This window comes from Pseudonocardia pini (assembly GCF_013870575.1).
In the GTDB taxonomy this organism is placed as follows: domain Bacteria; phylum Actinomycetota; class Actinomycetes; order Mycobacteriales; family Pseudonocardiaceae; genus Pseudonocardia; species Pseudonocardia pini.
The window spans coordinates 1-14,492 of record NZ_JACBXB010000047.1; the positions used below are offsets into that span (position 1 = coordinate 1).

16 protein-coding genes and 1 pseudogene are annotated in these 14,492 nt (G+C 71.8%); 9 read left to right on the forward strand and 8 right to left on the reverse strand.

The annotated features are described in order from the left end of the window. From H5J29_RS05270 to H5J29_RS05285, 4 genes are all read left to right on the forward strand, one after another. Positions 1–316, forward strand: a 316-nt coding sequence (locus H5J29_RS05270; RefSeq protein WP_181779773.1) for a sensor histidine kinase, incomplete at its 5' end; no start/stop codon positions are given. Between the two features lie 251 nt (positions 317–567). Then, positions 568–1,674 carry an NDMA-dependent alcohol dehydrogenase gene (locus tag H5J29_RS05275; protein ID WP_181779774.1) on the forward strand — a complete coding sequence of 369 codons (1,107 nt, stop codon included), beginning with the start codon at positions 568–570 and terminating at the stop codon, positions 1,672–1,674. Positions 1,675–1,717: 43 nt separating this feature from the next. Beyond that, positions 1,718–2,665 carry a R2-like ligand-binding oxidase gene (locus H5J29_RS05280; RefSeq protein ID WP_181779775.1) on the forward strand — a complete coding sequence of 316 codons (948 nt, stop codon included), beginning with the start codon at positions 1,718–1,720 and terminating at the stop codon, positions 2,663–2,665. Continuing rightward, on the forward strand, positions 2,662–3,579 hold the full coding sequence (locus tag H5J29_RS05285) for an oxygenase MpaB family protein (RefSeq protein ID WP_181779776.1): 918 nt from the start codon (positions 2,662–2,664) through the stop codon (positions 3,577–3,579). The genes H5J29_RS05280 and H5J29_RS05285 overlap by 4 nt, the downstream gene beginning before the upstream one ends. Here H5J29_RS05285 and H5J29_RS05290 read toward each other — a convergent pair. Then, the gene (locus tag H5J29_RS05290; RefSeq protein WP_181779777.1) at positions 3,531–4,109 is read right to left on the reverse strand and encodes an AraC family ligand binding domain-containing protein; all 579 of its coding nucleotides are present in this window, start codon (positions 4,107–4,109) and stop codon (positions 3,531–3,533) included. The two genes, H5J29_RS05285 and H5J29_RS05290, sit on opposite strands and share 49 nt — an antisense overlap. 56 nt (positions 4,110–4,165) lie before the next feature. Between H5J29_RS05290 and H5J29_RS05295 the strand changes: the two genes are divergently transcribed. Next, positions 4,166–4,552, forward strand: coding sequence for a VOC family protein (locus H5J29_RS05295; protein ID WP_181779778.1), 387 nt, complete (start codon positions 4,166–4,168; stop codon positions 4,550–4,552). Positions 4,553–4,683: 131 nt separating this feature from the next. Further along, complete coding sequence (locus tag H5J29_RS05300; protein ID WP_181779779.1) at positions 4,684–5,205, forward strand: hypothetical protein; 522 nt, start codon at positions 4,684–4,686, stop codon at positions 5,203–5,205. 11 nt (positions 5,206–5,216) lie between these two features. Here the strand turns inward: H5J29_RS05300 and H5J29_RS05305 are convergent, their stop codons facing one another. Continuing rightward, positions 5,217–6,671 (reverse strand): glycosyltransferase family 39 protein, encoded by a 1,455-nt coding sequence (locus tag H5J29_RS05305; protein ID WP_181779780.1) that lies wholly within the window; start codon positions 6,669–6,671, stop codon positions 5,217–5,219. A 377-nt stretch (positions 6,672–7,048) separates the two neighbouring features. Between H5J29_RS05305 and H5J29_RS05310 the strand changes: the two genes are divergently transcribed. Next, complete coding sequence (locus H5J29_RS05310) at positions 7,049–7,390, forward strand: hypothetical protein (protein WP_181779781.1); 342 nt, start codon at positions 7,049–7,051, stop codon at positions 7,388–7,390. Positions 7,391–7,508: 118 nt separating this feature from the next. Here the strand turns inward: H5J29_RS05310 and H5J29_RS05315 are convergent, their stop codons facing one another. Then, positions 7,509–8,510: a sigma-70 family RNA polymerase sigma factor gene (locus H5J29_RS05315; protein ID WP_181779782.1), complete on the reverse strand. Its 1,002-nt coding sequence runs from the start codon at positions 8,508–8,510 to the stop codon at positions 7,509–7,511. A gap of 118 nt (positions 8,511–8,628) precedes the next feature. Between H5J29_RS05315 and H5J29_RS34730 the strand changes: the two genes are divergently transcribed. Both H5J29_RS34730 and mftR read left to right on the forward strand, forming a co-directional pair. Next, on the forward strand, positions 8,629–9,393 hold the full coding sequence (locus H5J29_RS34730) for a phosphotransferase (RefSeq protein WP_312858070.1): 765 nt from the start codon (positions 8,629–8,631) through the stop codon (positions 9,391–9,393). A gap of 214 nt (positions 9,394–9,607) precedes the next feature. Further along, entirely contained in the window at positions 9,608–10,219 is a 612-nt protein-coding gene (mftR, locus tag H5J29_RS05325; protein WP_181779783.1) for a mycofactocin system transcriptional regulator MftR, read from the forward strand. A 104-nt stretch (positions 10,220–10,323) separates the two neighbouring features. On the opposite strand, the gene ispG is transcribed toward mftR, so the two are convergent. The 5 genes and pseudogenes from ispG to H5J29_RS05350 all read right to left on the reverse strand — a co-directional run. Further along, positions 10,324–11,451 carry a flavodoxin-dependent (E)-4-hydroxy-3-methylbut-2-enyl-diphosphate synthase gene (gene ispG, locus H5J29_RS05330; RefSeq protein ID WP_181779789.1) on the reverse strand — a complete coding sequence of 376 codons (1,128 nt, stop codon included), beginning with the start codon at positions 11,449–11,451 and terminating at the stop codon, positions 10,324–10,326. Between the two features lie 96 nt (positions 11,452–11,547). Then, positions 11,548–11,961, reverse strand: a complete 414-nt coding sequence (locus H5J29_RS05335; RefSeq protein ID WP_181779784.1) for a hypothetical protein — start codon at positions 11,959–11,961, stop codon at positions 11,548–11,550. Continuing rightward, positions 11,958–12,443 carry a phosphatase domain-containing protein gene (locus H5J29_RS05340; RefSeq protein ID WP_181779785.1) on the reverse strand — a complete coding sequence of 162 codons (486 nt, stop codon included), beginning with the start codon at positions 12,441–12,443 and terminating at the stop codon, positions 11,958–11,960. The genes H5J29_RS05335 and H5J29_RS05340 overlap by 4 nt, the downstream gene beginning before the upstream one ends. Positions 12,444–12,467: 24 nt before the next feature. Then, positions 12,468–13,760 carry a M50 family metallopeptidase gene (locus H5J29_RS05345; protein ID WP_181779786.1) on the reverse strand — a complete coding sequence of 431 codons (1,293 nt, stop codon included), beginning with the start codon at positions 13,758–13,760 and terminating at the stop codon, positions 12,468–12,470. Continuing rightward, a pseudogene (locus H5J29_RS05350) lies at positions 13,757–14,492 on the reverse strand (1-deoxy-D-xylulose-5-phosphate reductoisomerase); the annotation flags it as partial. The gene H5J29_RS05345 and the pseudogene H5J29_RS05350, both read right to left, overlap by 4 nt.

A 14,492-nucleotide genomic window follows, 5' to 3' on the forward strand; every position in this document is an offset into this window, starting at 1 on the left:
GTTGCGGCGGGTGCTTACGAACCTCGCCGAGAACGCCGCGCGGCACAGCGGCGAGGCACCGGTCGAGCTGGAGCTGTCCTCCGCGGACGGTCTGCTCACGGCGGAGGTCCGGGACCGTGGCCCCGGCCTCCCACCGGGCCAGGAGGGCCTGGTGACGACGAAGGGCGTCGCGGTGGGCGAGCGCCGCGGCACCGCGGGGCTGGGCCTGTGGATCGTGGAGGCGCTGGTGGGGGCCATGGACGGGGAGCTCACGTTGGAGCCGCGGGAGGGCGGTGGCCTGGTCGCGCGGCTGGTCCTCCCCCTGGATGCAGCCTGACGAGCAGCGGGCGGCGTGCGCGGCGGTGGGCGTCTCCACGGCGGCCGCCTCGACCGGCTGAAGGACCGCGTGCAGATGCTCTCGGCGCGGGATGTCCGACTCGCGCGTCGAGACCGGGGGACTCGCGGGGCGGTGGTGTCCGACTCGCGCGTCGAAAGGGGGACTCGCGGATCTCTGCCGGCCCACCCGGGTCAGCGGGGGAACCCGCGGGCCGGTGTAGAGGGGCGTGAGGTGCGTCATGATCCCTCGTCATGAAGACCCGAGCAGCGGTGCTGTGGGAACTCGGCGGCAAGTGGGAGGTCGAGGAGGTCGAGCTCGACCCGCCCGGCCCCGGTGAGGTGCTGGTCGAGCTGGCGGCGTCGGGCCTCTGCCACTCCGACGAGCACCTCGTGACCGGCGACCTGCCCGTCGCCTACCCGATGGTGGGCGGGCACGAAGGGGCCGGGCGGGTCCGGGCCGTCGGAGCCGGGGTCACCGAGGTCGCCGAGGGCGATCCGGTCGTGATGACCTTCCTCCCCAGCTGCGGCCGCTGCTCGTACTGCGTACGCGGCATGACCTCACTCTGCGACGACGGCGCGGGCGCCACCCTCGGCCCCCAGCTCGACGGGACCTACCGGGTGCACGCGCGCGGCGAGGACGTCGGGCAGATGTGCCTGCTGGGCACCTTCGCCCAGCACACCGTGGTGCCGGTGAAGTCGGTCGTGAAGATCGACGAGGGCTTCCCGCTGGACCTGGCAGCCCTGGTCGGATGCGGTGTCACCACCGGGTTCGGCTCCGCGGTCCGCACGGCCGACCTGCGGGCGGGCGACGCCGCCGTCGTGATCGGGATCGGCGGCATCGGGGCCAACGCGGTCCAGGGCGCGGTCAACGCGGGGTGCCGGTACGTCGTCGCCGTCGACCCGGTCGCGTTCAAGCGGGAGAAGGCGCTGGAGCTGGGCGCCACGCACGTCGCGAGCAGCATCGACGAGGCCTGGGGCGTCGTCTCCGAGCTGACCCGGGGGCAGCTGGCCGACGCCGCCATCCTCACCACCGGCGTGGCCGAGGGCGACGACCTGCAGCCGGCGCTCCAGCTCGTCGGCAAGCGGGGGCGGGTCGTGGTCACGGCGTTGGGCAAGGCGGAGCAGCAGACCGCGTCGCTCAGCCTGCTCGAGCTGACGCTCTACGAGAAGCAGATCCGCGGCGCCCTGTTCGGCAGCTCCAACGGTCAGCACGACGTCCCGCGCCTGCTGGAGCTGCACAACCTCGGCCGGCTCAAGCTCCGCGAGCTGATCACCAAGGAGTACACCCTCGACCAGGTGAACGAGGGGTACGAGGACATGCGGGCCGGCCGGAACATCCGGGGCCTGATCCGATTCTGAGTCTGTTCGAGGTCCGACCCACCCGCGGCAAAGGAGCCGAAGAGTGATCGAGCACGGGAACCGCCGGGGATTCGCGTCCCTGTCCGCAGGGGGGATCAAGAAGGACTCCTTCCCCATGCGGCTGTTCGTCAAGGGCAACGCCAGGCACTGGAACCCCGCGGACATCGACTTCACCCAGGACGCGCGGGACCTCGCGGCCATGACGGACGACGAGCGCTGGTGGACCTGCGCCCTCGCCGCCCAGTTCCTCGCCGGCGAGGAGTCGGTGACCCAGGACCTGCAGCCCTTCGTCGCGGCGATGGCCGCCGAGGGCCGGTTCGCCGACGAGATGTACCTGACCCAGTTCGTGTACGAGGAGGCCAAGCACACGCAGGCCTTCCGGCTCTGGTTCGACGCCGTCGGCATGACCGGCGACCTGCACGAGTTCATCACGTACAACGACGCCTACATGGAGATCTTCACCGAGCAGCTGCCGGACTCCCTGCACGCGCTCGCGCACGACCCCAGCCCGCAGAACCAGATCCGGGCCTCGGTGACCTACAACCACATCGTCGAGGGCACCCTCGCGCTCACGGGCTACTTCGCCTGGCAGAAGGTGTGCGCGAGCCGCGGGATCCTGCCCGGCATCCAGCAGGTGATCAGGCACATCGGGGCGGACGAGCGTCGGCACATGGCCTGGGGCACGTTCACCTGCCGCCGCCACGTCGCCGCCGACGACACGATGTTCGACGCCGTCGACGAGCGCATGCAGGAGCTCCTCGTCCCCGCCATGGGCGTCGTCACGGCGACCTTCGAGCAGTTCGACGACGTCCCGTTCGGCATCGACATCTCCGAGATGGCCGAGTACGCGATGGACAAGCTGGGCCGCAGGCTCGGCGCCATCGAGTCCGCCCGCGGCGCGGACCTGCTGACCATCGACGTCGACGCCTCCCCGGAGGCGCTCGAGGAACGCTTCCACGAGGAGGACCAGAAGGAGCTGGCTGCCGTATGAGCCGCTACGCGCGGCTCCGCGAGATCGAGCAGCTCGACCCGGACCGCGACTACGTCGAGATCAACCAGCTGATGTCTCACTACGAGTTCCCGTGGGACATCAACCAGGCGCTGTCCTTCGCGCTGTTCCGCACCTACGCCGTCCCCACGATCGGCGCGCTGCTGGCCGAGACCGGCGAGTTCACCGAGCGCGTCCAGAAGCGGTACGACGACACCGGCCTGATCCTGGAGGCCGTCCTGGAGCACGGGTTCACCGGCACCGGCACGGACGCGATCCGGCGCATGAACCAGATGCACCGCAGCTACCCGATCGGCGACGGCGACATGCTCTACACACTGGCGACGTTCGTCGTCAGCCCCATCCGCTGGATGGACGCCTACGGCTGGCGGCCCTTCTCCGAGACCGAGAAGCGGGCCAGCGCCAACTACTACCGCGAGCTCGGCAGGCACATGGGCATCAAGGGCATCCCGGAGACCTGGCAGGAGTTCTGCGCGATCCACGACGCCTACGAGCGCGAGCACTTCGGCTTCGACCCCGGCGGCCGCGCCGTCGCGGACTCGACGTTGGCGCTGCTGGCCACGTTCCCGCCGAACGACAAGGCCCCGAGGGCACTGATCGACGCCTTCTCCCGGTCGCTCATGGACCCGCACCTGCGCGCGGCGTTCCGGTACGACGCGCCGCCGCGCTGGTTCCAGGCGCTGTCTCGAGGGGCCCTCATGCTGCGCGGGCGGATCGTGCGCAGGATGCCCGTCCGCACCCGGCCGCAGTTCGTGCGCGACCTGCCGAACATCCGCAGCTACCCCGACGGGTTCGACGTCGGGCGGCTCGGAACCTTCCCGCGCACCTGCCCGGTCCCCCACGACACCTACTCCGATCGGGTGATCTCGACCCCTGTCACTCCATCCGGAGGCTGAGACGGGGGTTGTACCGAGAGGGGATCGTCCGGACCGCCACCGAGTCGTTGTGTGAGCAACCGGTGCCGGTCCGAGGAGTCCCGCTCGGCATGAGCGCCGGAAATACCGAGCAGTAACCGGACTTCGGCCTCGTCGTTGGACGGAGCAGGGCCAGTGCCGGGATCGCGCTCGTCGAGCATGCCCAGGCCGGTCACCCGAACCAGGAGCTCGCGCAGCAGCGTCGACACGGCGAACGCGCGGCAGCCGCCGGGTACGCGCAGGTCCGACCGCAGGTAGGCGGTCCGCAGCGCGCTCGGCACCACGAACCGGACCGCGTGGACCGTGCCCGCGGGCACCCACACCGCCCAGGTGGGCGGTGCGACCCAGGTGCCCGCCGCCGTCCGCACGGTGACCAGGCCCGCACGGACGTGGACGAGCTGGTGCCAGTCGTGCGCGTGGCTCGAGATCTCGCCGCCTGCGGGATGGTCGGACACGGAGGTGCGGACGACGAGGTACGGCTCGTCCGCCACCGTGCGACGTTTCCGCGACATCACGGGACAGAATAGCGAGATTGCGGCGGCCCGGGCGGCGGCCTTAGCGTCGTTCCATGGCAGCGAACCTGGCCTCCTTCTCCCTCCACGTCGACGACGTCGGGCGCGCCCGGGGTTTCTACGAGGCGGTCCTCGGTTGGGAGTTCGAGCCGTGGGGCCCGCCCGGCTTCTACCTCGTCCACACCGGCGACGACGCGTCGCCCGGCATCCAGGGCCTGATGCACGAACGCTCCGAGCCGCGGTCCGGCGGGGGCCTCAACGGCATCGAGCCGACGTTCGCGGTCACCGACGTCGAGGCCGTCGCCACGCTCGTCGAGGAACACGGCGGCACGATCACCTTCCCGAGGTCCGTCATCCCGGGCGTCGGGGCGCTGGTCCGCTTCCTCGACACCGAGGGCAACGACATCGGCGTGATGGCCTACGACACCGCGCCCCACACCTGATCCGTACTCCCTGGGGAGTACGCCCGGGCCCCGCCTGCCCTCTCGGGAGGTAGCCGGGGAGCCCCCGTCGGTCCGATTCACCCCGGCGCCTGCCCTGCGAGGCTCGTCGCAGCGACGCCGAGGAGGGGACCATGACCGCCGTGACCGTGACCAGGGCCGTGCGCGACCCGATCCGGGTGCCGGTGCCGAAGGCGGCCCGGACCACGCTGCTGACCGTGCACATCGTCTCGACGGCGACGTGGATCGGCCTCGACGTGGCGCTGGGGCTGCTCGTCTTCGTGCCGATGGCGCAGCCGGAGTGGACCGCGGTCTGCTACCAGGTGCTGCCGCTGCTGTTCTGGCCCCTCATGGTCGCGGGGGTGCTGAGCCTGCTGAGCGGGGTGGCACTCGGGCTCGTGACGAGGTGGGGCCTGGTCCGGCACTGGTGGGTCGCGATCAAGCTGGTGGTCAACCTCGTGTTGATCGCACTGGTCGCGCTGCTGCTCGGGCCGGGGCTCGCGGCGGCGGGGGAGTTCGGGCGGGCCCTGGCGGCGGGCGAGATCCCGGTCTCCGAGGTGCCGCGCCTCTTCATGCCCCCGATCGTGTCGACGACCGCGCTGGTCGTGGCCACGGCGTTGTCCGTGGTGAAGCCGCGCGGCCGGCTCCGCCGCTGACCGACCCGCGCCTAACCGACCCGCCGGACCTGCGGCCAGAGCTCGGCCCAGGTCTGCTGCGGTGGCCCGCAGAGCCACACGGTCCGGCCCTGCTCCTGGTTGTCCAGACCCACCCGGTTGTCGATCTCGGCAGCCGGTGCGCAGGCTGTGAACCAGCCGCGGACGACCGCCTCCAGATAGCCGACGACGACGGTTCGGCCCGCCGGGTCCGCAGGTGTGCCCCAGTCCGCGAAGGAGTTGTGCCCGCTGAAGACGGCCAGCTGCGGAGCGAACCGGCGCAGCGCTCCCGCCTCGCCGTAGTTCGCGGCCAGCACCACGGTCCCCGGCGGTTGCGCCGCCACCACGCCGGCGACGGTCCCGGCGAGCTCCGGCCACCCGACGGTCTCCCCGACGTCGGCCACCATCGCCGTGATCGGGGTCTCCGCCAGCTCACCGACCGGCACCACCGGGAGCATGAGGACGACGTTGACCAGCGCGCCCAGCGCCACCGCGGCCCCGAGCAGCGCGGCGCGCACCCGGGTGTGGGCCCAGCGCAGCGTGGGGCCCGCGCCCGCCGCGAGCAGCACCGGATAGAAGCCGCAGAGGTAGTAGGGCTTGCCCCCGGTGGCCATGAACACCACGGCGAGCACCGCCGCCGCGACCGGGAACAGGCGATAGGTGCGGGTGCGCCACAGCGCGACCAGCCCCGCCACCCAGACGGGGATCAGCAGCGGGCTGACCAGCACTGCCTGGAACGGGACGATGAGCCACCACGGCTCGCTCGACGTGGAGCCGCCCGCCGCGATGGACGCCGACAGCTCCAGCATCGGCCGGCCGTGGGTCGCCTGCCAGACCAGGAAGGGCGACCAGATCAGCAGCGCGAGCAGGCCCGCAGCCCACAGCCACGGGTCCCGCAGCGCTCGGCGCGGCCCGGTGGCCAGGAGCCCGACGAGCAGCCCCACCAGCAGGAACGCGACCAGCATCTTGTTCTGCAGGCCGACGCCCGCCGCGAGCCCGACGAGCAGCCAGCGCGGCCCGCCGCCCGGCAGGGCCCGCACCACGAACCAGGTGACGAGCGCCCACACCAGCAGGTCGAACGTCGTGGTGGAGAGCAGGTGGCCCGTCTGCAGCACGATCGCGGAGACCGCCGTGCACCCCGCGGCGAGCAGCTGGGCGCCGCGGCTGCCGCCCAGGTCCCGGGCGATCAGGCCCGTGACCAGCACGACCAGTCCCGCGAACACCGCGGGCAGGACGCGCAACCCCATCAGGGAGTCCCCGCCGACCAAGGCGAACACCGGCGTGAGTGGGCCCTGGTCCACGAACCCGAGGGCGAGGTGGCGGGACGCCTCGAGGAAGTACAGCTCGTCCCGGTGGTAGCCGTATCCGCTGCTCAGGGCCACGAGCAGGGCCGTGAGCACCACCCCGATCGCGGTGACACCGACCCGTGCGTCGGACCCGATCGCGCTGGGTGATCGCGTGCTGCTCATCCGAAGGCCCTCCGGAGTGGCCCGCGCCACGGTTTGCGACGAGTCGAGAATCCTCGATCGTGGTGCGCCCGTCCCCGTGTCGGGAAGCGTTGCTCACGAAGCGTGACCCCGACAAAGGATATGCGGCCGAACGGGTCACCCGTCACTGCAACGAGTGACGACTTTCGAGCGAACGGGCTTGACCGACGCCCTGACGCATGCCCGATGAGAGCAATATCCTCACGGCGAGTAATCCCATTCACACGATGGTGGTAGATGGCTCGGTAGATCGGTCGGGGGCCGGATAGCTTTTTGTCATCAGCGGGGCTCCCCAAGTCACACGCTGAAGACACGATGGATCCGCTCGACGGGTCCCCGTACGTAACAGGAGAAGCACTGTGCTGAAGAAGGCTGGGATCATCACCGCCGGTGTCGCCGCGTCCCTCGTGGCGGTGTCCCCGCTCGCGTTCGCCGGTGAGGGTCACCACGAGAAGCACTCGTCGTCCCCCAAGAACGTCGGCGTGATCTCCGACGGCGGCTCGTCCAGCGCGAACGGCCTCGTGGCGGTCAACGCCCTGAACGACGCCGAGATCCTCAAGAACGTCAACGTCTGCGGCGTGGACGTCGACGCGGTCGTCGGCATCCTGGGTGTCCTGAGCCCGGCCGCCGTCGGCGACGCCGCCCCGAACATCACCGACTGCAGCGGCACCGGTGACTCGGCCGGCATCTTCCAGGACTGAGCGCCTGCTGAAGGCGTAGCAACACCGGGGATGACGCACCGGGCCCGCATTGTCGGGCCCGGTGCGTCCCTGTTTCCCGGGAATTCTCCGAACCTTTTCTCGTCCGGCCGAGGAAATGTCAGGAACCGGGCCGCAGCTCCGCCGGCAGGCCGAACAACGCGAACAGTTTCGTGTCGAGGAACGTGCTGATGCCGGTGATCCGGTCCCCTTCGATGCGCAGCACCTGCAGGCCCCACGGCCGGTGCACACCGTCCTCCCCGAGGCGGTACTGACCGAAGGCGGGCGACCCGTTCGCCGAGGTCGGCAGCATCCGGGAGCCCTTGCACCCGATGCCGGCGCCCTGCATCCAGGCCAGCACGTTCTCCCGGCCACGCAGCCACAGCTCCAGCGGCGGCATGTTCTGCTCGACGTCCTCGTGCAGCAGGGCCACCAGGCCCTCCATGTCGAAGGACTCGAACGCGGCCACGTACTTGGCCAGCAGCTCGACGTGCTCCTCGGCGGGGGGCGCGGAGGCCGAGGCCTCCTCCACACTGCCGATGCCCCGCTCGTCGAGCGTGGCGCGGGCCCGCTGCAGCGCGCTGTTGACCGAGGCCACCGACGTGCCCAGCAGCTCGGCCACCTCGGCGGCCTTCCAGCACAACACCTCGCGCAGGATCAGCACCACCCGCTGGCGCGGGGGCAGGTGCTGCAGGGCGGCGACGAACGCCAGCCGGATCGACTCCCGCGCGACCGCGGTCTCCGCCGGGTCGCTGTGCGACGGGGTGACCCGCGCATCGGGCATCGGCTCGAGCCACGCGTCGTCCGGCAGGGGCTCGCGCAGCAGCTCGCCCCGCGGCTCCGAGGGGCCACCGAAGTCCATCGGGGTGGCCCGGCGCTTGCGCCCGTTCAGCGCGTCGATGCAGACGTTCGTGGCGATCCGGTAGAGCCAGGAGCGCAGCGACGACCGGCCGTCGAACTTGTCCAGGGCCCGCCACGCCCTGATCATCGTCTCCTGCACCGCGTCCTCGGCCTCGAAGGAGGACCCGAGCATGCGGTAGCTGTACCCGGTCAGCTCGGAGCGGTACTGCTCCAGCTGCGGCTCGAGCTCCTCGCGCGGTGGCGCGGTGGACGGCGCACTCATCTGCTCTCCCCCTGGAGGTCGGTCAACGTCACCCGTGAGTGTGCCGCGTACCACCGACAAAATCAGGCCGGGTGCGCCGATCCGTCCGGATCGGACCGGTGGACGGCATCATCGGAGGGTGTCCTCGGAAGCAGCCCGTGACCTCGCGGGGGCTCCGCGTGACGACGTCCCGGTGCCCGCCGCCGTTCGCAGGCTCGCCGCGGGCACGGTGCCCCGCCCCGTCTGGCGGAACGAGATCGGCGGACTGACCTACGAGCTCCCCGGTCGGGCCTACGTGAAGTGGTCGCCCACGGTGGACCTCGCCGTCGAGGCCGAGCGGCTGACCTGGGCGGGGCGGTTCACCGCCGTCCCCCGGGTGCTCGAGCAGGGCGCCGACGAGGACGGTTCCTGGCTGGTCACCGCGGCGCTCCCGGGACGGAACGCGATCGAGCACCCACCCGCCCACGCCGTCCACGCGGTGGGTGCGGGCCTGCGTGCGCTGCACGAGGCCCTGCCCGCGGCGGAGTGCCCCTTCTCCTGGGAGGTCGCGGACCGGCTCGTCCACCTCCACGACCCGGACGAGCCGGGCCGCCTCCGCGTCGAGCACGGCGTCACCCCCGCGGAGGCCCGCCGGATCCTCGCCGACCCACCCGACGGGGAACGGGTGGTCTGCCACGGGGACGCCTGCGCGCCCAACACGATCGTCGACGAGCACGGCTGGACCGGGCACGTCGACCTCGGCGCGCTGGGTACCGGGGACCGGTGGGCGGACCTGGCCGTGGCCACCTGGAGCACGGTCTGGAACTTCGGCCCGGGCTGGGAGGCTCCCCTGCTCGACGCCTACGGGATCGCCCCCGACCCGGACCGCACCCGCTACTACCGCCTGCTCTGGGACCTCACCTGACTGCGGCCCGCGTCCACGGCAAGGTCACGCCGGTGACGTGGGGGCCGGGAACCGGTCCGCTCGTTCTCGGACGAGGAACCCACCGGTCCCCTCTCGGCTGCGTCGCCGACGCGATGGCGGTCCCGGTGATCCGCACGGTCGTAGGATGCGCTCGACGACCGGGTGGCCCGGTCCCTCGACGTTAGCCCGCGCTCGCCGGGCGGAGGAAGGGTCGATGTCCGCAGCCGCCGGCGCCCGTCGCGCGGGCCGTCGCCCGGTGACGAGCCGGGACGAGATCGAGCACATCGCGCTCGAGCTGTTCACCGAGCACGGCTTCGACTCGACGACGGTCGACGACGTCGCGCACGCCGCCGGGATCGGTCGTCGCACCTTCTTCCGGTACTACGCCTCGAAGAACGACGTGCCGTGGGGCGCCTTCGACGAGATGCTCGACCGGATGCGCGCCCGGTTCGCGGCCCTGCCGCCGGAGGTCCCGGTGATGGCGGGGATCCGGGAGACCGTCCTGGACTTCAACGACATCCCCGAGGCAGAGCGGCCGTGGCACCGGCAGCGGCTGCGGCTGATCCTCGAGACGCCGACCCTGCAGGCCCACTCGGCCCTGCGGTACGCGGAGTGGCGACGGGTGGTGGCGGACTACGCGGGGGAGCGGCTCGGTCAGCCGCCCACGGCATTGCTCCCGCGGACCCTCGGGCACGTGTGCCTGGGCGCCGCGCTGGCGGCGTACGAGCAGTGGCTCAGCGCGGAGGACGAGGAGCTGCGGGGGCTGTTGGACGAGGCCCTCGCCGCCCTCTCGGACGGCTTCGCGGAGACCCGCAGCGCCTGCTGACGGCGCCGACCCTGCGTGCAGGTCGGCCCGGTCGCCGAGGAGCCTGGCGACCGGGCCGGGACCGGTGGCCGACCGACGCCTGGGTGAGCACGTTCACGCCGCGCTCATCCCACGGTCACCGACGGCTCGCCGACGCCCTCCTCCATCGTCTCGGCGATCTTCATCGCCTCCTCGATCAAGGTCTCGACGATGGCGTGCTCGGGGACGGTCTTGATGACCTCGCCCTTGACGAAGATCTGTCCCTTGCCGTTGCCCGACGCGACGCCGAGGTCCGCCTCGCGGGCCTCGCCGGGCCCGTTCACCACGCAACCCATGACGGCGACGCGCAGCGGGACCTCCATGCCCGTCAGACCCGCGGTGACCTGCTCGGCCAGCGTGTAGACGTCCACCTGGGCGCGCCCGCACGACGGGCAGGACACGATCTCCAGGCGCCGCGGCTTGAGGTTCAGCGACTCCAGGATCTGGCGCCCGACCTTGATCTCCTCGACCGGCGGCGCGGACAGCGACACGCGGATGGTGTCCCCGATCCCCTGCGACAGCAGCGCGCCGAACGCGACGGCGGACTTGATCGTGCCCTGGAACGCGGGCCCGGCCTCGGTGACGCCGAGGTGCAGCGGGTAGTCGCACTGCGCGGCCAGCAGCTCGTAGGCGCGGACCATGACCACCGGGTCGTTGTGCTTGACCGAGATCTTGATGTCGTGGAAGTCGTGCTCGGCGAACAGGCTCGCCTCCCACATCGCGGACTCCGCGAGGGCCTCGGGCGTGGCCTTGCCGTACTTCTCCAGCAGGCGCTTGTCCAGCGAGCCCGCGTTGACGCCGATCCGGATCGGGGTGCCGTGGTCCTTCGCGGCCCTCGCGATCTCCTTGACCTGGTCGTCGAACTTGCGGATGTTGCCGGGGTTGACCCGGACGGCCGCACAGCCCGCCTCGATGGCCGCGAACACGTACTTCGGCTGGAAGTGGATGTCCGCGATCACGGGGATCTGCGACTTGCGGGCGATCGCGGGCAGCGCGTCCGCGTCGTCCTGGCTCGGGCAGGCCACCCGGACGATGTCGCAGCCCGCGGCGGTCAGCTCCGCGATCTGCTGGAGGGTGGAGTTGACGTCGGAGGTCAGGGTGGTGGTCATCGACTGCACCGAGATCGGGTGCTCACTGCCGACACCGACCGATCCGACCTGGAGCTGCCGCGTCTGCCGGCGCGGAGCCAGGGTCGGAGCGGGGGTCGACGGCATTCCCAGGGAGACGCTCACGATCCCCAGTATGCGCCTGTTCGGCGCAGAGATCCGTGTGACCCGGGTCGGGTGGGCGGGTTCACGTCCCGTTCACCCTCAGCTCTGCGCCTCGACCGCCGCGAGTACCAGTGTGTGCAGGTCGGGGTGCACGGCGAGCAGGTCGGTCGGCACGATCCCCAGCTCGTGGGCGGCCCCGGTGGGCAGGTGCACGGCGTAGCGCGCGCTGCTGCCCTCGGCGAGCACGAGGTACTCCGCCAGGCCGCCGGGCTCGCGGACCGCCTGGTTGTGGTCCACGAGCGCGCCGGTGCCGAAGACCCGCAGGCCGTTGGCCTCGAAGCCGTCCATCGCGCGCAGCAGGTCCAGGAACTCCCGCGGCGGCTCGGCGCCGAACACCGCGAGGCACTCGGCCGCGAGGGTCACGAGGGCGGCCTCCGAGGCGCCCGTGGGCACCGCCTCCCCGCACTCGGCGGCGAGCGCCCGGAGTCGGGCCGTGTCGACCGCAGGCCTCACGTGCGGCCCTTGTTCTCCTGTGCGTCCTGCAGCGTCGACGAGTGCGGCAGCCAGGTGGCCAGCTCGACCGGCCACCCGTCCGCCGCCAGCACGCGGACGACGGCGGGGTCGTCGTCGAGCACGGAGGCGACCTCCCGCTCCTCGGCCAGCCACCGCAGCACCTCGCGCTTCATCTCGCGGGCCGGGCGGTAGTCGTAGTCGTCCCGCATGTGCAGCGGGCCCGTGGGCAGGTCGTTGCGGGCGAGCCAGCGCTCGGTCAGCCGCCGGTTCCGCTCGGGCCGACCGGTGAGGTAGACGACGTCGTGGTCCCGCTGGGCGGCCCGCAGCCGGTCCGCACCCTCCTCCAGCAGCGGGTCGGTGTCCGCCGCCGCGAAGAACCGCTCCCACCGCTGCGGACGCGCGCGCAGGTGGTGCAGCCGGTGCGTGACGTCCGCCAGGACCCCGTCGATGTCGAAGACGGCGAGCGGGCGAGAGTCGATCACCCGTTCAGTATCGCCGGACGGGGGTCAGCCCAGCCGCACCGGGTTGATGACGTCGGCGACGAACACGAGCGCGCTCCATCCGATGAAGATCAGCGCGACGGTCATCGCCACCGGCATGAGCCGGGCCGCGTCGACCGGGCCGGGGTCCGGCCGCCCGCGCAGCGCGGCGAACCGGCGCCGGACGGCCTCCCAGATCGCCGGGAAGATCTGCCCGCCGTCGAGCGGCGGGATGGGCAGCAGGTTGAACAGGAACAGCGAGATGTTGACCAGCGCCAACAGCGTCAGGAAGGCCGAGATCTCCTGGCCCGGCGGGGCGTCGGAGGCGAGGATCTCGCCGCCGATCCGGGAGGCGCCGACGATACCGACCGGCGAGTCCTGGTCCCGCTCCTCGCCGAGGAACACCGCGCCGAACAGGTTCGGCACGCGTTGCGGCATCTCGACGAGCTTCTGCCCCACCTGCCCCACGATGTCCACCATCGTGGTGCCCACGGCGTCGATCCCCTGGCGCTGGACCTCCTGCAGCGGGGAGAGCCCGAGGAAGCTGCCCTGCTCGGTCTCGCCCTGGTCGTCGAGCGAGGGCAGCTCGGTGGTGATCAGCGTGGGCTGCAACGTGAGCTGCTGTCCGCCCCGGTCCACCACCACGGCCACGGTGCCGGTGGACTGCCGGATCGCGCGCTGGACCTCGGGCCAGGACTCGTAGGCCTGCCCGTTCAGCGAGACGATCCGGTCCCCGGGCTGGAACCCGGCCGCCGCGGCGGGCGTGAGCGGGGCGCCCGCCGGGCAGGTGTCGGTCCGCGTGGCGTTCGCGGGGAGCACGCACTGGCTGACCGAGCTGACGGTCAGCGTGGACGTCAGCTGCCCGAAACCCATGAGCACGATCGCGAACAGGATCACCGCGAGGATCAGGTTCATGATCGGCCCCGCGGCCATCACGATGATCCGCTTCCACGGCCGCCGCGTGTAGAACTGCCGGTCCGCGTCCTCCGGCCCGACGTCCGCGGCGGAGGCCTGCCGGGCGTCGTCGATCAGGCCCTGGAACGGGCCGGTGCGCCTGCTGCGACCGTAGAGCTCGCCCTTGGCGGGCGGCAGCATCCCGATCATGCGGATGTAGCCACCGAGCGGGACGGCCTTGACGCCGAACTCCGTCTCGCCGACGCGCCTGCTCCAGACCGTCTTCCCGAAGCCCACGAAGAACTCGGGGACCTTGATCCCGAACCACTTCGCCGTGGCGAAGTGGCCGAGCTCGTGCCAGGCCACGGACAGCAGGATGCCCAGGAAGAACACGACGATCCCGACGATCGTCCACAGGATGGTCATCGCACTCTCTCCTGAGCGTGGGCTCGGGCCCACTCCTCCGCGGCCAGGACGTCGGCCACGGTAGCGGGGTCGCCGGACCAGGCGTCGGCGGCCTGCAGCACGCGTTCCAGCTCGTCGGTGATGTCGGTGTAGCGGATGCGGCCGGCCACGAACGCGGCGACGAGCTCCTCGTTGGCGGCGTTGAACACCGCGGGCAGACAGCCCCCGGTCTCCCCCGCCGCCCGCGCGAGCCGCACGCCCGGGAAGGCCTCGTGGTCCAGCGGCTCGAAGGTCCAGCTCTGCGGCTCGTCCCAGGTGCACTGCGGCGCCGCGCCGGGCACCCGCTCCGGCCAGCCGAGGGCCAACGCGATCGGCAGCCGCATGTCCGGCGGGCCGGCCTGCGCGATCGTGGCGCCGTCGGCGAAGGTGACCATCGAGTGCACGATCGACTGCGGGTGCACCACGACGTCGATCCGGTCGTACGGCACGTCGAACAGCAGGTGCGCCTCGATCAGCTCCAGCCCCTTGTTGACCAGCGTGGCCGAGTTGATCGTGACGACCGGACCCATGTCCCACGTCGGGTGCTTGAGGGCCTCGTCCACGCTGACGTACTCGAGGTCGGCGCGCGGCCTGCCGCGGAACGGCCCGCCCGACGCCGTGAGCACCAGCCGCGCGACCTCGTCCCGGGTGCCCGCCCGCTGGCCCAGTGCCGAGTGCTCGGAGTCGACGGGGACGATCTGGTCGACCCCGGCC